The organism is Cupriavidus sp. 09_S30, assembly GCF_056930435.1.
The window spans coordinates 1,538,710-1,555,769 of sequence record NZ_JBXOWI010000001.1; the positions used below are offsets into that span (position 1 = coordinate 1,538,710).

Genomic DNA, 17,060 nt, shown 5'->3' on the forward strand with positions numbered 1-17,060 from the left:
AATTGCGGTAGGATTCCTCCGGTCAAAATGACAACGAACACAACAACGCCATCGGAGACAAGATCAAATGACCTGGGCAAACATCTGGTTCTTCATCATTCCCTACCTGGTCGCATCGGCCTTGCCCGGGCCGGCCCAGGGATCGATGATCGCCCACGTCATCGCACGGGGAAGATCCTCGGCGCTGTCGTTTGTCGTCGGCATGGTGACGGGCAATTCGGTCTGGCTGATCGCGACGATCTTCGGGCTGGCGGCGCTGGCGCTGCGCTTCGCGTCGGTGTTCGTCGTCGTCAAATGGCTGGGCGTCATCTACCTGCTGTTCGTGGCCTGGAAGCTGTGGAATGCCGAAGCGCCCGCTGGCGAGGCGAAGGAAGCGCAGTCCAAAGGCTTCCTGGCAGGCATCCTGCTGACCTTGGGCAATCCCAAGGCCGTCGTGTTCTTCGGCGCCGTCTTGCCGCAAGCCTTTGATCTGCGTGCCTTGTCGATGTCGGAAACCTTGTTGATTGTTGCGATCGGCATCGCCATCGACCTGTCGATGCAGCTGTTCTATCTGGTCGCGGCCTTGAGGGCGCGCAGGCTGATCACGGAACCCCGCCAGATGCGCTTGGTGAATCGGGTGGCGGCGACATTGATCAGCGGGTGCGCGCTGTTGATCGCAAAACGGGCGTAGCAGACGAGATGCGCCATGTGGTGCGATAGGAGCGTCGGCGCGAAGCCAGCGAAGCCGGCCGGCACTCCATCGCGCGCACGACGCAGCGGCGCTTACGTCAATCTGCCGTCCCCGCGTGTGCGGCCTTCAACGCGGCGATGTCGAGCTTGACCATCTTCATCATGGCCTCGGCCGCCCGCTTCGCCTTGGCCCGATCAGGGTCGGCCATCAGCTCGCCGAGAACCGTCGGGACGATCTGCCACGAGAGCCCGAAGCGGTCTTTCAGCCAGCCACACTGCTCGGGCGAGCCGCCATCGAGCAGGGCGTTCCAATAACGGTCGATTTCTGCCTGGTCATCACAATGGACCACGAAGGAGATCGCGTGGTTGAACGGGTCCAGTGGCCCGGCGCTCATGGCGGTAAAGGGCTGTCCGAAGAGAACGAACTCGACGATCTTCACGGAGCCCGGCGGGCCGCTAGGCGACTCGCTCGGCATCGAAGTGACGCGGGTGACGCGTGAGTCAGGAAAGATGGATGCATAGAGCGTGGCGGCTTCCTCCGCTTCCTTGGAATACCAGAGGAATGGGGTGATCTTCTGCATCTTCATGGCAAATCTCCTGTCGTGGTGGTCGAATGGTGCGGCAAGCCGGGTGCCCTCGTGAAGACGACGAAGGAGGGGCATCGAATTCGACACGCCTGCAAAATATTTTGCACTTCCAGGATCTCAGGCCATGCAGGGTGCAGTTGACCCGCCTTTTGCAGGGGAGGGTGCTTGAAAATGCCCGCCGTTCCCGCGCAGGCGGGACAAGCCCCACAGTCCGGATCAGTGCAACAATCAAGCCCTCGGCACCCTTTGCAACGCATCCCGGACCACGGAGGCGGATATGTTGAACATAGAGAAGGGAAGGGTTTTGGCAGCGACGAGCAGGATTCTCGGATCCATGCTGACCCTGTCGTTGGCATCGGCCTTGGTCAGCGTAGCGCTCGCCATGACTTCGGCGCAGGCGGAGCCTGCGTCCTTCGAGACCTTTGCCGTCCCCACCGGCAGCGCGCCGCACGACGTTGCGCCGGGGCCCGATGGCACCGTGTGGTACACCGCGCAGGCTCAGGGCGCGGTCGGAAGGCTGGACCCCCGCAGCGGCAAGATCGACGAGGTCCCGCTGGGCAAAGGGTCGGCGCCGCACGGCGTGATCGTTGGTCCCGACAGGGCGGCATGGATCACGGACGGCGGCCAGAACGCGATCGTGCGCGTCGACCCGAAGACCCTTGCCGTCACGCGCTTTCCCTTACCGAAGGACCGGCCGAGCGCCAATCTGAACACCGCGGTCTTCGACAAGCGAGGGCACCTGTGGTTTACCGGGCAAGGCGGCATCTACGGCGAACTCGACCCGGCGCGAGCCAGCATGCGCGTCTTCAATGCGCCGCGCGGACCCGGCCCCTACGGCATCTGCGTGACCCCTGACGGCAGCCTGTACTTCGCCTCACTGGCCGGCAGCTACCTCGGCCGCATCGATCCCGCCAGCGGCGCGGCCCAGGTCATCGAGCCGCCGACACCGAACCAGGGCGCACGCCGGGTATGGGCCGATTCCAAAGGGCGGGTCTGGGTCAGCGAATGGATCGCGGGGAAAGTCGGCGTGTTCGACCCGGCAACGCATCAATGGCGCGAATGGAAGCTACCCGGCCATGAACCGCACGCGTACGCGATCTTCGTCGACGACCGGGACATCGTCTGGCTCAGCGAATGGAGCGCCAACGCGCTGGTGCGCTTCGATCCGCGCACCGAGCGCTTCGACGTGCTTGCGCTGCCGCGTCCGCATGCGAACGTGCGGCAGATGATGGGGCGGCCGGGAGAAGTCTGGTTGTCCGAGTCCGGCACCGACCACCTGCTGCGCTACCGCCCTCGCGCAGCCGATGCCGGCGGCAACTGATGGCGCGCTGCGGCGGCGCTGTCCGATGGACCATTGAGGCGCCTCGACGCTATGCGCCAAGGCGCTTCAATGGCCCCGTTTTCTCTATCGCTTGCCCGGCCTGCGCCAGGATCCACTCGAAGAACGCGCGCCTCGCTGGGGTAGCGAGCGTCTCCGCCCGATAGACAAGGTGGTAGGCCAGCGGCGTGCGCAACGCTGGCACCTTCACGGCCAGCAGCCGGCGCGAGGCCAACTCCGGCTCCACAAGGGAGCGCCGCACGAGGGCGACACCGCGGCCGGCGAGCGCGGCCTCGATGGCGGCATTGGAGCCCACGAAAACGATGCCGCCGCCGCAATCCAGCCCGTGCACGTCCGCGCGGCTTCGCACCACAGCCGCCAGTCATCGCGGTGCTCGTCGTGCAGCAAGCGCTCAGCGGTGATGTCGGCCAGCACGGCCGAGCGGCGCGGCGCCACCAGGCGCGGGCTGCAGAGTTGCCCCAATCCGGCACGGCTGACAAGGCTGCGGGCGGAACGGCGTCCGCAGGGCGGGGGGCTTGATCTTCGGAACTACCGCATGCCAAAGCCTTGGTCAGCAAACAGGCGCTCGGCCATGAAGTCAATGAACACGCGCAGTTTCGGCGCCAGGTGCTTGCTGGAGGGCCAAAGCAGGCGGAAGGTGCCTTGGTGTTCGACATGCTTGTTCAACACGGTGGTCAGTTCCCCCTGTTCGAGCGCTTTGCGCACCATGAAATCAGGCAGGCAAGTGATACCCAGGCCATCCTTGGCAACATCCATCAGTGCCTCGGACGTGTTGCAGACCATGGTGACAGGCAGCGCCACGTCCGGCTGCGCATCCGTGCGCTTCAGCGGCCAGGCTTCAAGCTTGCCGGTACTGGGGAACTTGTGCTGCAGACAGGCGTGGGCGGCGAGATCGGCGGGAATCCGCGGCCTGCCGTGGCGGGACAGATAATCGGGCGATGCGACCAGTATCAGCCGATATGTTCCGAGCGGACGTGACATCAGGCGCGAGTCCGTGGGCTCGCCGGTCCGCACGACGGCATCGAATCCTTCCTCGATGACATCTACCAGGCGATCCGAGAAATCCACGTCCAGCTCAATGGCCGGGTAGCGATGCATGAAGGCGCTCAGGACGGGCATGATCAACCTGAACACCAGGGGCAGGCTGATGCGCAGCCGCCCCTGTGGGGCCTGGCGTGTCTCGGACAGCTCCAGTTCGGCGGCCTCGAATTCGCACAGGATGCGCCGGCAGCGTTCCAGGAACAAGGTGCCTTCGGCAGTCAGCGTAATGCTGCGCGTGCTGCGGTGAAGCAGGCGGACGCCCAGCCGCTCTTCAAGCCGGGCGACGCTTTTCCCGACCGCTGAGGACGACACGCCGAGATTGCGCCCAGCCTCTGAAAAGCTGCGGGTTTCCGCTGCCTGCACGAAGAACGCGATACCGCTGAGCGATTCCATATCACGCCAATTAAAGAAGTTTTGTCCGATATGTTCTGAACATTAGCATTATTGTCTTGCGTTCGCCATCAGCCTAAGGTGATCGCCTGCTCTGCATGCGCGCGTGGTGCGTGTGCAGTCGGCGCTCTGAACAGGTGAACCATGACAACTTCGACAGGAACAGGAATTCTCGGCAATGACGGCGAAGCCCCTGAAGGATCGGGCCGGCTTCCCATTGCGTCCCTACTGGCATTGGCCTTGGCAGGATTCGTCACCATCCTGACCGAAGCGCTGCCGGCCGGCCTGCTGCGGCAGATCGGTGCGGGGCTGGCGGTGTCGGAATCGCTCGCGGGCCAGCTCGTGACCATCTATGCGATCGGCTCCCTGCTTGCCGCGATTCCATTGACCGCCACCACGCAGGGCGTGCGGCGCAGGCCCTTGTTGCTGGTCGCCATCGCGGGCTTTGCCATCGCCAACATGGTCACGACGCTTTCGACAAGCTATGCCGTGACGATGGTGGCCCGGTTCCTGGCTGGCGTGTCGGCGGGGCTACTATGGGCGCTGCTGGCTGGGTATGCCGCGCGCATGGTGCCAGAGCATCAGAAGGGGCGGGCCATCGCGATCGCCATGGTGGGTACGCCATTGGCGCTGTCGCTGGGCGTGCCTGCTGGCACCTTTCTCGGCACGCTCGTGGGATGGCGCGCCTGTTTCGGCATCATGACCCTGTTAGCGCTGGTCCTGATGGTCTGGGTGCAGGCCAAGGTGCCGGACTTCGCCGGACAGGCGAGGGGCAAGCGCCTGCCGCTCGTGCGCGTGTTCACCTTGCCAGGCATTCGTGCCGTCCTGTTCGTGGTGCTGGCCTTCGTGCTGGCGCACAACATCCTCTACACCTATATCGCGCCGTTTCTGACAGTGGCCGGCATGGCCGACCGGACGGACCTTGCCCTGCTGGTTTTCGGCATCGCCTCGCTGATCGGCATCTGGATCATCGGTGTCTTGATCGACCGCCATCTGCGTGCGCTGACCCTCGCCAGCACGCTGCTGTTTGCGCTTTCCGCGCTCGCGCTCGGTGTCTGGGGCGATCGCCCCGCCGCGATCTATGGCGCGGTCGGCGTGTGGGGACTCGCCTTCGGCGGTGCCGCCACGCTCTTCCAGACCGCACTTGCCAAGGCCGCCGGCGACGCGGCGGACGTTGCCCAATCCATGCTCGTTACCGCCTGGAACATGGCGATCGCGGGTGGCGGCATCATCGGTGGCCTGCTGCTCGACAAGGCCGGCGTCGGCGCCTTCGCCCCGGCCACGCTCTGCCTGCTCGTCCCGGCCTTTGTCGTGGCCTGGGCCGCGCGCCGAAACGGCTTTCCTGCCGCCCCATCCCGCTGATCCGATTCCCTCAACGCCCTGGAGCTTCCCATGCCCTATGCTTCGGCCAATCGTCTCTCATTTCCCTCCATCCTGCCGCTTTCCGGCCTGACCGAGCGCGTCGATTCCGTCGTTGACACTGCCATTGCGGAACAGCGCGTGGTGGGCGCCGTCGTCCTCATCGCCAAGGAGGGCGAGACGATCTATTCGCGTGCCGCCGGGTTTGCCGACCGCGAAGCCGGTCGTGCGCTGACACCGCACACGCTGTTCCGCCTGTCATCCGTGTCGAAGGTCTATGTATCGGTCGCGGCAATCGTGCTGATCGAGCAGGAGCGGCTCAGCCTCGATGCGCCGGTCGCAACATGGCTGCCCGATTTCCGGCCGGCGTCGCCGGCCGGCAGCGTCCCCGACATCACCATCCGCCACTTGCTCAGCCATACCGCGGGTCTGGGCTACGGCTTCCTCGAACCTGCCGACGGGCCGTATCATCGCGCCGGCGTGTCCGACGGGATGGACATCGTCGACCTAACGCTGGAAGAGAATGTCCGGCGCATCGGCACCGTGCCGCTCCTGTTCGCGCCGGGCACTGCCTGGAACTACTCGCTTGCGACGGATGTGCTCGGGTTCGTGATCGAAAGGGCGTCCGGCATGCCGCTGGCCAAGGCGATCCAGGCGCTGGTAACGGGGCCGCTGGGTCTGGCGGACACAGGCTTTGCCGTCGCCGATCCCAAACGCCTCGCCGCCGGGTATATCAATGAGGGCGGCGCCTCCCGTCGCATGGCCGACCTCGAAATCATTCCGCTGCCCTTCATCGAAGGCGCGGACGGGATGCGCATGTCGCTGGCGCGGGCCTTCGAGAACCATGTCTTCGCCTCGGGAGGTGCGGGCATGATCGGCTCGGCCGGCGATCTTCTCGCCCTCCTCGAAACCCTGCGCAAGGGCGGCGCGCCGCTGCTGTCGGCGTCTCAGGTCGAGGCGATGGCGATGGACCAGGCGCGGGGCATGGATCTCCTGCCATGGCCGGGCCGCGGCTTCGGCCTCGGCTTCACGGTGCTGCGCGATCCGGTCGCCGCCAACTCGCCCGAACCCGTGGGGACGTGGCGTCTGGGCGGCGCCTACGGGCATTCGTGGTTCGTCGACCGTTCCAATGGCCTGACCGTCGTCGCGTTCACCAATGCCGGTCTGGAAGGGCAGTCGCCTGGCGGGCGATTCCCGGATGATCTTGCCTGCGCAATCTATGGGAGATCAGGCGTGATGGGCGGGTGACCGCTTTCCAATGTGGCGGCCGCTCGCGGAAGGCCGCGTGCGGCTGCTGTGTGCTCGGGCAAGGACTCCACGGCCTGGGTCTGCATGGAAGGCGCGCTTTAAACGAGAGACATAGGCCTTCCTCATGATCATGAGTGACGAGGCACGTGCCGCATCTGCTCGCCGGCAACGACTGAACGCCGCAACTGCTGAAAGATCACTAGATGCAGATGCGCGAGCAACGGCACGAGGAAGCACGGGATGAGGATCCACGGCAACGTCGTCATCAAGTTGCTGCTTGCGCCATGATGCCCGAGAGCAAACGGAATCCCTGGTGAGGAGACTACGCCTAGCGCAATAGCATCCACCAGGTCGAACAGCCCCAGTGCATTCCAGGCTAGTACCCCAAAGCGCCAAGCCGGCGCCCTCATTGCGGCCAGATACGCGACCGGCAATGCAGTGGCGCCGATCAACACATCTCCCCAGCCTGCGGAGGGGGCAAACGGCGCGGGTAGGCGACCGGCCGAATAGAGCAGCACAAAGAACACACCAAGCAAGCGAATCGCGTGCACGCCGATCAGCACCGGCAAGGGAATGGCGCCAAGGGCTTCGCGCAGAGTGCCGGCCCGCGTGCTGGCGTATGTCAGCACCGCAAACGGGACAATAACGGCGACGCCCATCCCCGCTGGCCCTATGCCATGCACCGCGTCCAAGGCGCCCGTCGCGCCACACGTCACAACCAGCGCGAACCACGCGGCAAACAGGCTGGCGACGGCTGCCCGTCGCCTGTTGCTCAGCGGGAGATAGTAGACGTAGACGAAAACAACGAGCGCTGAAGCCACGCTCAAGGCAACTGCCCCAATCAAGTCGATCATGGCACACCTCCGTCAAACAATATGACAAGCATCATATTGACAAAAATATGATGCGCATCATAATTTGTCAATGAAACCAGGAGGGATTCATGCCTTGGAGCGAGGATCACAAGCAAGCCACCCGCGAGCGGATCATTGCGGCGGCCGCGAGCGCAATCCGCGAGCACGGGCCAGACGGCGTCAGCGTGGCGGCCATCATGAAAAGTGTTGGCCTGACCCACGGGGGCTTCTATGCGCATTTTGCTTCGAAAGAAGCGCTCATCGCCGAGGCGCTCTCGCACGCCATGGCCGAAACACTCGCCTATCTTGAGCGCACGGCCGCGGATGCGACGGGCGAGCAGCCCCCCGGGCTGGCAGACATCGCAGACGCCTACCTGAGCCTCCCCCACTACGCGCATCCCGAGCGGGGCTGCGCAGTTGCTGCGTGCGGCTCCGAACTCGCGCGCGCCGAGGAGGCGGTGCGTGCAACCTTTAGTGAAAACGTCCGAGCCTATCTGCGATGGTTCGGGCAGCGCAGCCAGGCCGAGCAGCGCAATGGGCGGGCGCGCGAGGCAACGGGTGCGCTCGCGGCGATGGTCGGCGGAATGATCCTCGCGCGTGCTGCGGAGGATCCGGCAGAAGCGAGGCGGATCCTGGCTGCGGTACGGTCTTTTGTGCGAGGCGCGTTGGAAGACTGATAACGATCTACGACTTGACGGCAAACTTCCGCAGGTGACCCGTTGCGGTCACTCGCCAGCATCCGCTATGTTGATAGTCCGTTAGCCTGCCGGGTATTCGAATTCCACGCACCAATTCCACGCCAGAACGAGGCCAGTACGTCAGTGCGCCTATCCTGCTTGTTCGAGCGGCCACACCTCGACCACACCGTGTGCGACAGCACAGGGGGTCTTGGACACCATCTCCACCGCCTCCTCCAGCGTCGCGGCTTCAATGATTGCGAAGCCGGCTACAGGCAATGTGGAAGACATGAAAGGACTGCTCCTGGTCTCGACACCGCCTGCATCGGGGTTTCGTACCTGAACGGGAGTGCCCGCGATACCCATCAGAACGCCTGATTCGCGCAGCCGGGCGTCGTGCGCGTGAGCCGCATCCCGAACGGCCGCGTCGGTGCGATCGTACCCCGCGCGGTCGCCGTATCCGATCGTTATGAATTTAGGCATGGCATCAATCTCCGTGGCAGCGCCTCGACTCCTCTCGAATTCCAAACGGCAGTTGCAAGTGGGCGAAGCCCGCGTGCAACTGACAGCTCGCTGGGGGGGGCGCATCACAGCCACCGGCGAACTTTCTCCTTGTATGCGGCGTACTGCGGACCGAAGAGCGATGACAGCGCGCGCTCCTCGGGCATGATCTGGAACCGGTTGATATAGAGCACGAACAGAGGCAGGAATAGCGGAGCCAGCCAGTTCGACAAGTACACTGCCCACGCGCACAGGAACAGCAGCATGCCCAGGTACATGGGATTGCGCGTGAAGCCAAATACCCCGCCGGTGACCAGCAACGACGCAGCATCGGGCTTGACCGGGTTCACCGTGGTCTTCCCCCGCAGGAATGAAACCGTAGCTGCGATCGCGATAAGCGCGCCAATGCAAGCGATGGCCACTGCGATTCCTGCGCGAAGCCAGAACGGAACTTCAAGCGGGGCAATCAACGGGGATGCCAGCCACATAAGCAAGCCGACCAGCAGCGCCACGAGCGGTGGCGGGATCTTCAGTTCAAGGGAGTTCATTGCAATGAGGAGGGCGCATAGCGACCGAATCGGCTAGCGCGCAGTGTCGGGATCCAATGCCGAGTCAGGCAGCCATTGCGCTCAGTTTATTCCCTTTCTTTTCATGGCGTTCATATGTGGTCTGCCGGCGCATTGCCGGCACCTTTCCAACGCTAGTCCCTGTCGGGCGCTCCCAACGGAAAGAACTGCCGATAAGGGCGCGCCTCGTCGACGACCCGTGCCACGGAAGGGCGGGACAGCAGCCGTGCCCGGTAGGCGCCGAGCGCTGCATGACGTTCGGGAATCGGATGAACCCAGTCCGCATAGAACAGCGCCGGAGCGGCCGCGCAATCGGCAATGGTGAAGCGGCCACAAGCCGCCCATTCCTTCCCCTGCAGGCGTGAGTCCAGCCAGGCGTAGCTTCGATCGAGCAGGGCCTGCGAATCGGCGACGCCGCGCGGGTCCCGTTCATCTTCGCCGCGCAAGGCATCGCCGACAATCCGCTGCATCGGTGCATTGACGTAATCGTCGAACACATCCGCCATCATGCGCGCACCCAGCGCCTCGCGCGGATCGGCCGGCACCATCGGCCTGCCGCTGCCATGAAACAGATCGAGATACTCGATCACGGCATTGCTTTGCGTGATCTCCCGATCCCCGTCGACCAGTGCCGGAAATTGCCCGGTGGGGGAGAGCGCGGTCATGCGTGCCTGGTTCTCTGGATGATCAGGATCGACCATCCGGAACGCGAAGGCCACATCGCGCTCGTAAAGCGCAATCAACGGTTTCCAGACGAAGGAGGCGAACGGATGCCCGTACAGTGCAAGCGTCATGGCGTGGCTCCGCGGGATCAAAGGATGGTTTCAATCTTGTCGAACTGGAGCCCGGTCCCGTGGCGGCGATCGGCGGTGCCGTCCTTGCCATCCAGGAACACGATCTGCTCGGTATAGGAAACGCGGGTCCCGTCGCCTTGCGGTTCGAGTTCCAGGCTCGACAAGGTGATCGAATGGAAGCGTCCGGACAGATGCAGATCATAGGCATAGACGAGGCGCCGGCCCGGTTCGATCGCGTGAAAGCGGGCCTCGAAAAGCGTCACCATGCCGCTTTCATTGAAGCGGCCTTCCAGCACCTCCAGGCCACCCACGCGAAAATCCATCGACCGGCGAATCAGGTTCCATCGCTCCGCGGGACCGGTGAACCACTGCGCCTTGATAAGCGGATCGGACCAAGCGCCAAATACCCGCTCGGGCCGGACCGCCCACACGCGGTTCAAGGTGAAGGTACCGTGGAACAAGGGTGTTTCCGTCATGGCTCGTCTCCTTTGATTTCACTGCTTTCGAGCAGGGCGCCGAGGCGATCGAACCGGCTCTCCCAGAGCTGGCGACGCTCGCTCAGCCAGTGTTCGACTCGCTCGACCGCCTCGCTGGAGATCCGGCATTCGCGCGTGCGCCCGCGTTTCTCCGTCACGATGAGCCCGCTCGCTTCGAGCACCTGCACATGCTGATGGATGGCAGCGAGCGACGAGCCATAAGGCTTGGCCAGCTCGCTCACCGAGGCGGGCCCCTGCGAGAGGCGATCAAGAATCCCCCGGCGCGTTGCGTCCGCGAGTGCGTGGAAGGCTAGATCCAGCTGCTTTGAATACTCAACCATTCACTTAAGTTAGATGCGGCTTGAGGGAAAGTCAAGCAATGACTTAAGTGTTTGTGAGTCGCTTGATGGCAGGTCTGTGATGCGGTCATTGCTTGCGCAGTACGGCTTGAGGCGTGCTTCAGCGACGGCGTGAATGCACCATCAGCCTCCCCGGGGTATGACACGTGCTTATATTTGGACTGTCTGTCCATTCTGCTATACCCAACTCATGAGCGGTGCGCGGCCCTCGCGCCGCACGGCGAGTCGGTGCCCGTCGCGACGGGCGCGACACCGGGCAACACATCGGTGGGAATCGCTTCTTCGGGCTGGAGGCTGGCAGGAGGCTGACATGGCAAATTACCTGTTCGTAGAATCGCGCGATCCATATGGTGCCGGCGATACCCAGCACGTCGATGAACTGGTGAGGGGCATAAGCCAGAGGGGCAACACGGTCACTCTGTTCCTGGTTCAGAACGGCGTGCTTTCCACTCGCCCGGGGGCGAAATTCAGTGAGCGATATGCGGATCTGACGCGCAGCGGCATCACGGTCCTTGCCGATGAATTCTCCCTGCGCGAACGGGCGATCGAACGGCTGGCGGAAGGTGTCCAGAAGGCAGACATCGGTCAACTGGTGGATCTTCTTTTTGTGGCTGGGACCAAGGCCATTTGGCATTGAAGCAAGGAGAACGTGATGGCTACCGGTAAGAAATTGACCCTGGCACTGATGGATCCCCCTTATGAGAAGGCAGCGAGCACCACGGCGCTGCGCATTGTCGATGCGGCACTGCGTCGGGGGCACGACGTAACGGTGTTCGCCTACGAAGGCGCAGTCAACCTGACCATGAAGGCGCAAGCTCCGCATCCCAATCCGGTCAAGGGTACATCCGTGGAGGAGGAGGATCACCCCACAACCAGGGACTGGGCGGCAGCCCTGTTTCAACTTGCGGGCCAGCAGGGTGCCAAGCTCGATTGGATCAACTGCGGCCTGTGTGTGGACGAACGCGGCGCAGGCGACTGGATCGAGGGGCCGCGCCGAGGCAGTCCGAAGGATTTTCTCGACGCCGCGACGCAGAGCGATGCTGTGCTGGTAATCCCGACGAAATAGGAGCCGCGCCATGAAAGTTTTGAGCATTGTTGAGACGGCGTACCGGGCTACCCTGGAAGAACAGGATGACACCATCCTGTGGCTGAACCATGTGCTGAAAAACGCCGGCGCGGACATCAGCCTGCTGCTGTGCGGGAGCGCCGTGAATTACGCGGTCCGCGGGCAGGATGCCAGCGGTCTCGCTTTCGGCGCGCGCCGGCAAGCCCATCCGCCGGCGCTCGATAAGGATCTGGAGAAGATGATCGGCGCCAGGGTTGCCGTGTATGCGGTCACCGAGGACATGCGCGACCGTGGACTGTCGCAGGAAGACGTCATCGGCGGCCTGACGCTGCTCGCGCGAGCCGAGATTCCTGCCCTGTTCGACCGCTTCGATCAGGTCTGGCACTGGTAATGGTGTAACGCACTCGGCCGTCAGCGGCGAGTCGTTGCGTTCGGCATGCAACCGTCGCGGGGCGCTATGAGCAGGGCGCCTCGCTTTCCCTGGCTGAGCGTTGATCCGATTGCGTCGGGGTGTCCCGAAATGCCAACGCCGAGCCGTATGATCGCGCTCCTTCCCGCCGGTAGTGCGCCAGGCGCCGGAGCAGGCTGCGTGGCTGATGTCAGCCATCGGCGTTGCCCAGCGAAGGTCAGTGAAACCGCGGAAATTGTTTCAATCGTGAAACTGTTCTGGGGCATGCTCTACCGCCTTCCTTTCACGCAGCGTGAGGTGCTATTGCTGGTTTGCGTCGAGGAACTGAGCTACTTGGAAGCGGTAGGAGTTCGATGATTCTCCAGACGTAACTCGGCCACGGCAACCTATCATTTGAGTTGGAGTCTGTCGCCAAACGTTTATGCGACTACTCGTTATGCACTGATCATCAGCTGCTGCATTCCAGGAGTGATGTTATGTGCTCAACTTTATTGTTGGCAGTCACTCCCGTATCGATGCTAGTCCTCCACAAGTCGAGCGTATGGATCAGACAAACTCCGGCGCCTTAGGTCCTGGCACGGGATCAAGGGTCTGACTTCTTCTCCGATGGAGGCTAAAAATGAAGAAGAACGCGATTGTGGTTGGACTGATGCTGGCATTGGCTTACGGAGGTTTAGCGATGGCAGCCGATTCCGGGCCAGGCGATTCCGGGCCTTATCTGGTCGGACATTGGAAAATGAATGATAGATTTACTGATCACAAAAGCCCGTCAAATCAGATCATGACGGACAATACAGAGTTTGTCTTTCTCAACCCCACCCCGTTGACTTTGACGCTCGAGTATGCTTTTTTTGATGGGAACACTGGTAATTTTTGCGGCTGTGATCGCGATACTTTGCATCCAAACGGGCGTACCCGGTACACGATGCTAGGGGAATTGGCAGGTGGTCAGTTCAGTCGGGCCTTGTGCCCAGGCACGGCAGCAAATCCTCAGACTGACGGCGTGATGAAGACCATCGTTTTTACGTCGGCAAGCGGTAGCAGCGTCGTTATTGGCAACGCGGTACAAGCCGGTTACCAAGTTGATTTGGCTGGAGGAGTAAGAACCCAAGCGGGCTTGAAGGCGGTTGTTCTGAATCAGGACACACTGTCTGAAATAGCTTCCATTCATCAGCAGTGCGTCAAGTTCATTGGAAACTAACTGACACCAAATTAAAAAAACGGCCGTTCGTTACCGTTCCCCATAGCGTTGGATATGTAAGCACTATCCAACCCTGACCGTGATCAATTGGTCCTGGGCTGGGAATCGTGTGACGGGCGGCCTTATCGCACTTCGCGGCGCAGCTCGCCTAGCATGTGGTTTCTGGCTGCATTTGGAGTCTGGCAAGCGCTCCGCTGACTCTTTCGACAAGATATCAGGCAGCCTCGCCCCGCTGTTCGCGGTGCTGGCGCCGGTATGTGCCCGGCCCCACGCCGAAATGCTGCGTGAACACGCGGCCAAACGCCGCCTGCGAAGCGTAGCCGCATCGCTCACCCACCGCAGCGGCAGACAGTTCGCCCTGCCGCAATAGCCGCGCGGCGCGCTCCATGCGCAGCGTCGTGACCAGTTCCAGCGGCGTAGTGCCTCCCAGTTGCGCAAAGCGCCGTGCCAGCGTTGCGCGCGAGACGTTGCAGAGGGCGGCCAGGCTATCCACGCTCCATGGCTGCTCCGGGGCGCGCACCACGGCATCGACGGCTTTCGCCATGCGGGCATCCGCCATCAGGGCGAGCAGTCCCCGCGCCACCGCGCCGCGCGCGATCAGCGTGCGCAGCAGGATGGTGAAGAGCGCGGTGGAGAGTTCCGCGATGATGGCCGCGCCGCCCGGCTGGGGCCGGTCTGCTTCCACATTCATCATGCCGATCAGTCCGCGCAGCCAGTCGGCATCGTGGCTGGCGGTGTCCGCGCGCTGGGCGGCCGTCGTCACGCACAATACCTCGGGCAGGGTGCGCAGCAGGAGGTCTGCTGAACTGCCGAGCACGAAGGTACCGCACAGGATGTCCAGCGGCGCGGCCGCGCCGGCTACCGTGACTTCCGTGACCATGCCGTTGAAACGGCGCGACTCCGCCGCGCGCACGGCGCCGCCCTGGAGGCCGACGATGGTGTGCGCGGCCCCATGCGGGAATAGCAGGACGTCTCCGGCCGAGACCCGCAATACCTCCTTGCCCACCAGGATCTCCGCGCTGCCGTCGAGGATCACGTGGTACGGCACATGGCCGGGAGCGGCCTGCGCATTGTGCGCGGACCAGGCGCCGGCCACGCGGCAACGCAGGTCGACCGTGCCGGAGGGCGACAGCAGGCGGACCAGTTGACTCAGGCTGTCCATGATCTGAGACGATCAAGCAAAAAGATGAGTGAATTCTAACCTTTCCGGATCGGCGGTACCCCTACCATGAAGTCCAAGGAAACGCCGCACACGAACCCAGGTGATTCCCCCTCAACTTCGAATGAACCGGAGATCGATCATGACCACCCGCCTGCATACCACCCCCGTCGCGCAAGCCACTGGCCAGGCCGCTGAACTGTTCGGCGCCATCCGCAAGGCCGTCGGCAAGGTGCCCAACGCCTATGCCACCATCGGCAGCAATGCCCCCGCGGTGCTGGCCCAGGCCCTGCAGACCAACCAGGTGCTGAAGAGTGGTTCGCTGTCCGCCCGCGAACTGGAAGCGATCAACCTCTCCGTGAGCGAGCACAGCGGCTGTGACTACTGCGTGGCCGCGCATTCGCTGACGGGCAAGTTGGCTGGCTACACGGAAGCGCAGACGCGCCAGCTGCGCCAGGGCAGCTATCCGGACGATGCAAAGATCGACGCGCTGACGCGCTTTGCCGTGGAACTTGTCGGCACCCGCGGCACGCTGCCGGCATCCAGCCTGGAGGCCGTGCGCCTGGCTGGCTACAGCGACGGGCAGATCGTCGAGGCGATCCAGGCGGTAAGCGCGATTCTCTTTACGAACATGGTGAATCGGGTCAACGACACGACGCTGGACTTCCCGGCCGTCGCATAAGGCATGGCAAGGGGGGGCGGGGCGCCCCCTTTACGTTGCGTGCTGCCGTTGGGGGAGGTTGCGCATACGCGCCATTGCGACCGGGCAAGCAGGCCCCGGGCGGCGCCAGACGCTCCGAACCGTCTCCGGCCGGGCAGTCTTTGTATCAGCACATTTGGCAACCCTGGACATATACACAGCAATACAAAAGTCCCGAAGTCCGACACATGCCACTTGCCCCGGCCTCCTAGACTTGTGCTCAGGTTGATCCAGCACACAGGAGAAGAAAATGTCGGACCAAATCGATTTCCCTCGTCGTGGCTTTCTGGGCGCAGCGGCAATGACGCTGGCGGCGGCGCAGTTTGGCCTGACGCAGGCCGCCCGGGCACAAAGCGGCGTCTCGAAGGCGGCACCCCTGCCTTCGACCACGCCGGGCACCCATACGACCTTCGCACCGATCAAGCACATCAACGCGGGTGTGCTCAACGTCGGCTACGCCGAAGCCGGCCCGGCCGACGGGCCCGTCGCGCTGCTGCTGCACGGCTGGCCCTACGACATCCACAGCTTCGTCGACGTGGCACCGCTGCTGGCGGATCGCGGCTATCGCGTGATCATTCCCTACCTGCGTGGCTACGGTTCGACGACCTTCCTGTCAGCCCACACCATGCGCAACGGCCAGCCCTCGGCCATTGCCGCTGACATGATCGCGCTGATGGACGCACTCAAGATCCGGACCGCCGTGGTGGCCGGCTTCGACTGGGGCGCGCGCACCGCGAACATCATGGCTGCGCTGTGGCCGGACCGTTGCAGGGGGCTGGTCTCGGTCAGCGGCTACCTCATCGGCAGCCAGGCGGCCGGCAAGCAGCCGCTGCCGCCCGAAGCCGAGCTCCAGTGGTGGTACCAGTTCTATTTCGCCACGGACCGTGGCCGCGCCGGCTATCAGAAGTACACGCACCAGTTCGCCAAGCTGATCTGGAAACTGGCATCGCCGAAATGGAATTTCGACGATGCCACGTTCGACCGTAGCGCCGGCGCGTTCACCAATCCCGACCACGTGGAGATCACCATCCACAACTACCGCTGGCGGCAGGGTCTGGCCACCGGCGAAGCCAGGTTCGACGACATCGAGAAGCACCTCGCCACCGCGCCCACCATCGGCGTGCCCACCATCACCATGGAAGGCGATGCCAACGGTGCGCCGCACCCGGAGCCCAGCGCCTATGCCAGCAAGTTCACCGGCCGCTACGAGCACCGCAACCTGACGGGCGGGATCGGCCACAACCTGCCGCAGGAAGCGCCCACGGCGTTTGCGCAGGCGGTGCTCGACGCCGACAGGCGTTGACGAGGATTCCTCGGGGCGGCGCCCTCAGCTGTGGCCAGGATCGGCGCCGCCGGGAAGGTGGCGGCGATCGTGCATCTCGCGTCCATTTCCCGGACGCGCCAGTTCACAAAAGAGCGTTCAACCGTTACAATGGCGACCCTCTTGCCCAGATGGCGGAATTGGTAGACGCACTATCTTGAGGGGGTAGCGCCGCGAGGCGTGCGGGTTCGAGTCCCGCTCTGGGCACCAGTTCTACGATCAGCGCGCCGCGGTTTTCTCGAACTCGGCGCTTTTGATCTTCAATAGCGGCCTCGTGACTGCGCCGCTAACTCGCTTAAGCTTCAAGCGCCAGCGAAGGCAGGCCAATCTATATCTCCGCCTTT

The 17,060-nt window shown here is 63.4% G+C and carries 21 protein-coding genes, 1 tRNA gene and 1 pseudogene; 13 read left to right on the top strand and 10 right to left on the bottom strand.

Annotated elements, in window-relative coordinates; all coding sequences use genetic code 11:
- Positions 1-67: 67 nt before the first annotated feature.
- On the top strand, positions 68-670 hold the full coding sequence (locus AC1Z3O_RS07370; protein ID WP_483514786.1) for a LysE family translocator: 603 nt from the start codon (positions 68-70) through the stop codon (positions 668-670).
- Positions 671-767: 97 nt separating this feature from the next.
- Here the strand turns inward: AC1Z3O_RS07370 and AC1Z3O_RS07375 are convergent, their stop codons facing one another.
- Positions 768-1,256: a VOC family protein gene (locus AC1Z3O_RS07375; protein WP_483514788.1), complete on the bottom strand. Its 489-nt coding sequence runs from the start codon at positions 1,254-1,256 to the stop codon at positions 768-770.
- 277 nt (positions 1,257-1,533) lie between these two features.
- On the opposite strand from AC1Z3O_RS07375, the gene AC1Z3O_RS07380 reads away from it, so the two are divergent.
- On the top strand, positions 1,534-2,577 hold the full coding sequence (locus AC1Z3O_RS07380; RefSeq protein ID WP_483514790.1) for a Vgb family protein: 1,044 nt from the start codon (positions 1,534-1,536) through the stop codon (positions 2,575-2,577).
- Positions 2,578-2,626: 49 nt separating this feature from the next.
- Here AC1Z3O_RS07380 and AC1Z3O_RS07385 read toward each other — a convergent pair whose 3' ends face one another.
- Both AC1Z3O_RS07385 and AC1Z3O_RS07390 read right to left on the bottom strand, forming a co-directional pair.
- The gene (locus AC1Z3O_RS07385) at positions 2,627-2,944 is read right to left on the bottom strand and encodes a LysR substrate-binding domain-containing protein (RefSeq protein ID WP_483514792.1); all 318 of its coding nucleotides are present in this window, start codon (positions 2,942-2,944) and stop codon (positions 2,627-2,629) included.
- Positions 2,945-3,123: 179 nt separating this feature from the next.
- Complete coding sequence (locus AC1Z3O_RS07390) at positions 3,124-4,029, bottom strand: LysR family transcriptional regulator (RefSeq protein WP_483514794.1); 906 nt, start codon at positions 4,027-4,029, stop codon at positions 3,124-3,126.
- A gap of 141 nt (positions 4,030-4,170) precedes the next feature.
- On the opposite strand from AC1Z3O_RS07390, the gene AC1Z3O_RS07395 reads away from it, so the two are divergent.
- Positions 4,171-5,388, top strand: a complete 1,218-nt coding sequence (locus AC1Z3O_RS07395) for an MFS transporter (protein WP_483514796.1) — start codon at positions 4,171-4,173, stop codon at positions 5,386-5,388.
- 30 nt (positions 5,389-5,418) lie between these two features.
- Positions 5,419-6,633 (top strand): serine hydrolase domain-containing protein, encoded by a 1,215-nt coding sequence (locus tag AC1Z3O_RS07400; RefSeq protein WP_483514798.1) that lies wholly within the window; start codon positions 5,419-5,421, stop codon positions 6,631-6,633.
- Between the two features lie 128 nt (positions 6,634-6,761).
- Here the strand turns inward: AC1Z3O_RS07400 and AC1Z3O_RS07405 are convergent, their stop codons facing one another.
- The gene (locus AC1Z3O_RS07405) at positions 6,762-7,487 is read right to left on the bottom strand and encodes a hypothetical protein (RefSeq protein WP_483514800.1); all 726 of its coding nucleotides are present in this window, start codon (positions 7,485-7,487) and stop codon (positions 6,762-6,764) included.
- An 89-nt stretch (positions 7,488-7,576) separates the two neighbouring features.
- On the opposite strand from AC1Z3O_RS07405, the gene AC1Z3O_RS07410 reads away from it, so the two are divergent.
- Positions 7,577-8,164 carry a TetR/AcrR family transcriptional regulator gene (locus tag AC1Z3O_RS07410; RefSeq protein WP_483514802.1) on the top strand — a complete coding sequence of 196 codons (588 nt, stop codon included), beginning with the start codon at positions 7,577-7,579 and terminating at the stop codon, positions 8,162-8,164.
- 150 nt (positions 8,165-8,314) lie between these two features.
- Here AC1Z3O_RS07410 and AC1Z3O_RS07415 read toward each other — a convergent pair whose 3' ends face one another.
- The 5 genes from AC1Z3O_RS07415 to AC1Z3O_RS07435 form a co-directional block, all read right to left on the bottom strand.
- The gene (locus AC1Z3O_RS07415) at positions 8,315-8,647 is read right to left on the bottom strand and encodes a YciI family protein (RefSeq protein WP_483514804.1); all 333 of its coding nucleotides are present in this window, start codon (positions 8,645-8,647) and stop codon (positions 8,315-8,317) included.
- Between the two features lie 104 nt (positions 8,648-8,751).
- Positions 8,752-9,213, bottom strand: a complete 462-nt coding sequence (locus AC1Z3O_RS07420) for a methyltransferase family protein (protein WP_483514805.1) — start codon at positions 9,211-9,213, stop codon at positions 8,752-8,754.
- Between the two features lie 152 nt (positions 9,214-9,365).
- Positions 9,366-10,025 (bottom strand): glutathione S-transferase family protein, encoded by a 660-nt coding sequence (locus tag AC1Z3O_RS07425; RefSeq protein WP_483514807.1) that lies wholly within the window; start codon positions 10,023-10,025, stop codon positions 9,366-9,368.
- Positions 10,026-10,042: 17 nt separating this feature from the next.
- Positions 10,043-10,501, bottom strand: a complete 459-nt coding sequence (locus AC1Z3O_RS07430) for an SRPBCC family protein (protein ID WP_483514808.1) — start codon at positions 10,499-10,501, stop codon at positions 10,043-10,045.
- Positions 10,498-10,842, bottom strand: coding sequence for an ArsR/SmtB family transcription factor (locus AC1Z3O_RS07435; RefSeq protein WP_483514809.1), 345 nt, complete (start codon positions 10,840-10,842; stop codon positions 10,498-10,500). Before AC1Z3O_RS07435 ends, AC1Z3O_RS07430 begins: the two co-directional genes overlap by 4 nt.
- Before the next feature lie 328 nt (positions 10,843-11,170).
- Here AC1Z3O_RS07435 and AC1Z3O_RS07440 point away from each other — a divergent pair, with 328 nt between their 5' ends.
- From AC1Z3O_RS07440 to AC1Z3O_RS07460, 5 genes and pseudogenes are all read left to right on the top strand, one after another.
- Positions 11,171-11,497, top strand: coding sequence for a sulfur reduction protein DsrE (locus AC1Z3O_RS07440; protein WP_483514810.1), 327 nt, complete (start codon positions 11,171-11,173; stop codon positions 11,495-11,497).
- 15 nt (positions 11,498-11,512) lie between these two features.
- Complete coding sequence (locus tag AC1Z3O_RS07445; RefSeq protein WP_483514812.1) at positions 11,513-11,926, top strand: DsrE/DsrF/TusD sulfur relay family protein; 414 nt, start codon at positions 11,513-11,515, stop codon at positions 11,924-11,926.
- A gap of 10 nt (positions 11,927-11,936) precedes the next feature.
- On the top strand, positions 11,937-12,317 hold the full coding sequence (locus tag AC1Z3O_RS07450; protein ID WP_483514814.1) for a hypothetical protein: 381 nt from the start codon (positions 11,937-11,939) through the stop codon (positions 12,315-12,317).
- Positions 12,318-12,599: 282 nt separating this feature from the next.
- Positions 12,600-12,686: pseudogene (locus tag AC1Z3O_RS07455) on the top strand (RNA polymerase sigma factor); the annotation flags it as partial.
- A 268-nt stretch (positions 12,687-12,954) separates the two neighbouring features.
- Complete coding sequence (locus AC1Z3O_RS07460; RefSeq protein ID WP_483514816.1) at positions 12,955-13,536, top strand: hypothetical protein; 582 nt, start codon at positions 12,955-12,957, stop codon at positions 13,534-13,536.
- A 214-nt stretch (positions 13,537-13,750) separates the two neighbouring features.
- Here AC1Z3O_RS07460 and AC1Z3O_RS07465 read toward each other — a convergent pair whose 3' ends face one another.
- Positions 13,751-14,698 carry an AraC family transcriptional regulator gene (locus tag AC1Z3O_RS07465; protein WP_483514817.1) on the bottom strand — a complete coding sequence of 316 codons (948 nt, stop codon included), beginning with the start codon at positions 14,696-14,698 and terminating at the stop codon, positions 13,751-13,753.
- A 139-nt stretch (positions 14,699-14,837) separates the two neighbouring features.
- Between AC1Z3O_RS07465 and AC1Z3O_RS07470 the strand changes: the two genes are divergently transcribed.
- The 3 genes from AC1Z3O_RS07470 (at position 14,838) to AC1Z3O_RS07480 (ending at position 16,926) form a co-directional block, all read left to right on the top strand.
- On the top strand, positions 14,838-15,377 hold the full coding sequence (locus AC1Z3O_RS07470) for a carboxymuconolactone decarboxylase family protein (RefSeq protein ID WP_483514819.1): 540 nt from the start codon (positions 14,838-14,840) through the stop codon (positions 15,375-15,377).
- Between the two features lie 268 nt (positions 15,378-15,645).
- The gene (locus tag AC1Z3O_RS07475) at positions 15,646-16,698 is read left to right on the top strand and encodes an alpha/beta fold hydrolase (RefSeq protein WP_483514820.1); all 1,053 of its coding nucleotides are present in this window, start codon (positions 15,646-15,648) and stop codon (positions 16,696-16,698) included.
- Positions 16,699-16,841: 143 nt separating this feature from the next.
- A tRNA-Leu gene (locus tag AC1Z3O_RS07480) sits at positions 16,842-16,926 on the top strand.
- The last annotated feature ends 134 nt before the right edge of the window (positions 16,927-17,060 follow it).

Coding starts and splice junctions, on each gene's coding strand:
- AC1Z3O_RS07370 (WP_483514786.1), top strand. CDS start 68: ATGACCTGGGCAAACATCTGGTTCTTCATCATTCCCTACCTGGTCGCA.
- AC1Z3O_RS07375 (WP_483514788.1), bottom strand. CDS start 1,256: ATGAAGATGCAGAAGATCACCCCATTCCTCTGGTATTCCAAGGAAGCG.
- AC1Z3O_RS07380 (WP_483514790.1), top strand. CDS start 1,534: ATGTTGAACATAGAGAAGGGAAGGGTTTTGGCAGCGACGAGCAGGATT.
- AC1Z3O_RS07390 (WP_483514794.1), bottom strand. CDS start 4,029: ATGGAATCGCTCAGCGGTATCGCGTTCTTCGTGCAGGCAGCGGAAACC.
- AC1Z3O_RS07395 (WP_483514796.1), top strand. CDS start 4,171: ATGACAACTTCGACAGGAACAGGAATTCTCGGCAATGACGGCGAAGCC.
- AC1Z3O_RS07400 (WP_483514798.1), top strand. CDS start 5,419: ATGCCCTATGCTTCGGCCAATCGTCTCTCATTTCCCTCCATCCTGCCG.
- AC1Z3O_RS07405 (WP_483514800.1), bottom strand. CDS start 7,487: ATGATCGACTTGATTGGGGCAGTTGCCTTGAGCGTGGCTTCAGCGCTC.
- AC1Z3O_RS07410 (WP_483514802.1), top strand. CDS start 7,577: ATGCCTTGGAGCGAGGATCACAAGCAAGCCACCCGCGAGCGGATCATT.
- AC1Z3O_RS07415 (WP_483514804.1), bottom strand. CDS start 8,647: ATGCCTAAATTCATAACGATCGGATACGGCGACCGCGCGGGGTACGAT.
- AC1Z3O_RS07420 (WP_483514805.1), bottom strand. CDS start 9,213: ATGAACTCCCTTGAACTGAAGATCCCGCCACCGCTCGTGGCGCTGCTG.
- AC1Z3O_RS07425 (WP_483514807.1), bottom strand. CDS start 10,025: ATGACGCTTGCACTGTACGGGCATCCGTTCGCCTCCTTCGTCTGGAAA.
- AC1Z3O_RS07430 (WP_483514808.1), bottom strand. CDS start 10,501: ATGACGGAAACACCCTTGTTCCACGGTACCTTCACCTTGAACCGCGTG.
- AC1Z3O_RS07435 (WP_483514809.1), bottom strand. CDS start 10,842: ATGGTTGAGTATTCAAAGCAGCTGGATCTAGCCTTCCACGCACTCGCG.
- AC1Z3O_RS07440 (WP_483514810.1), top strand. CDS start 11,171: ATGGCAAATTACCTGTTCGTAGAATCGCGCGATCCATATGGTGCCGGC.
- AC1Z3O_RS07445 (WP_483514812.1), top strand. CDS start 11,513: ATGGCTACCGGTAAGAAATTGACCCTGGCACTGATGGATCCCCCTTAT.
- AC1Z3O_RS07450 (WP_483514814.1), top strand. CDS start 11,937: ATGAAAGTTTTGAGCATTGTTGAGACGGCGTACCGGGCTACCCTGGAA.
- AC1Z3O_RS07460 (WP_483514816.1), top strand. CDS start 12,955: ATGAAGAAGAACGCGATTGTGGTTGGACTGATGCTGGCATTGGCTTAC.
- AC1Z3O_RS07465 (WP_483514817.1), bottom strand. CDS start 14,698: ATGGACAGCCTGAGTCAACTGGTCCGCCTGCTGTCGCCCTCCGGCACG.
- AC1Z3O_RS07470 (WP_483514819.1), top strand. CDS start 14,838: ATGACCACCCGCCTGCATACCACCCCCGTCGCGCAAGCCACTGGCCAG.
- AC1Z3O_RS07475 (WP_483514820.1), top strand. CDS start 15,646: ATGTCGGACCAAATCGATTTCCCTCGTCGTGGCTTTCTGGGCGCAGCG.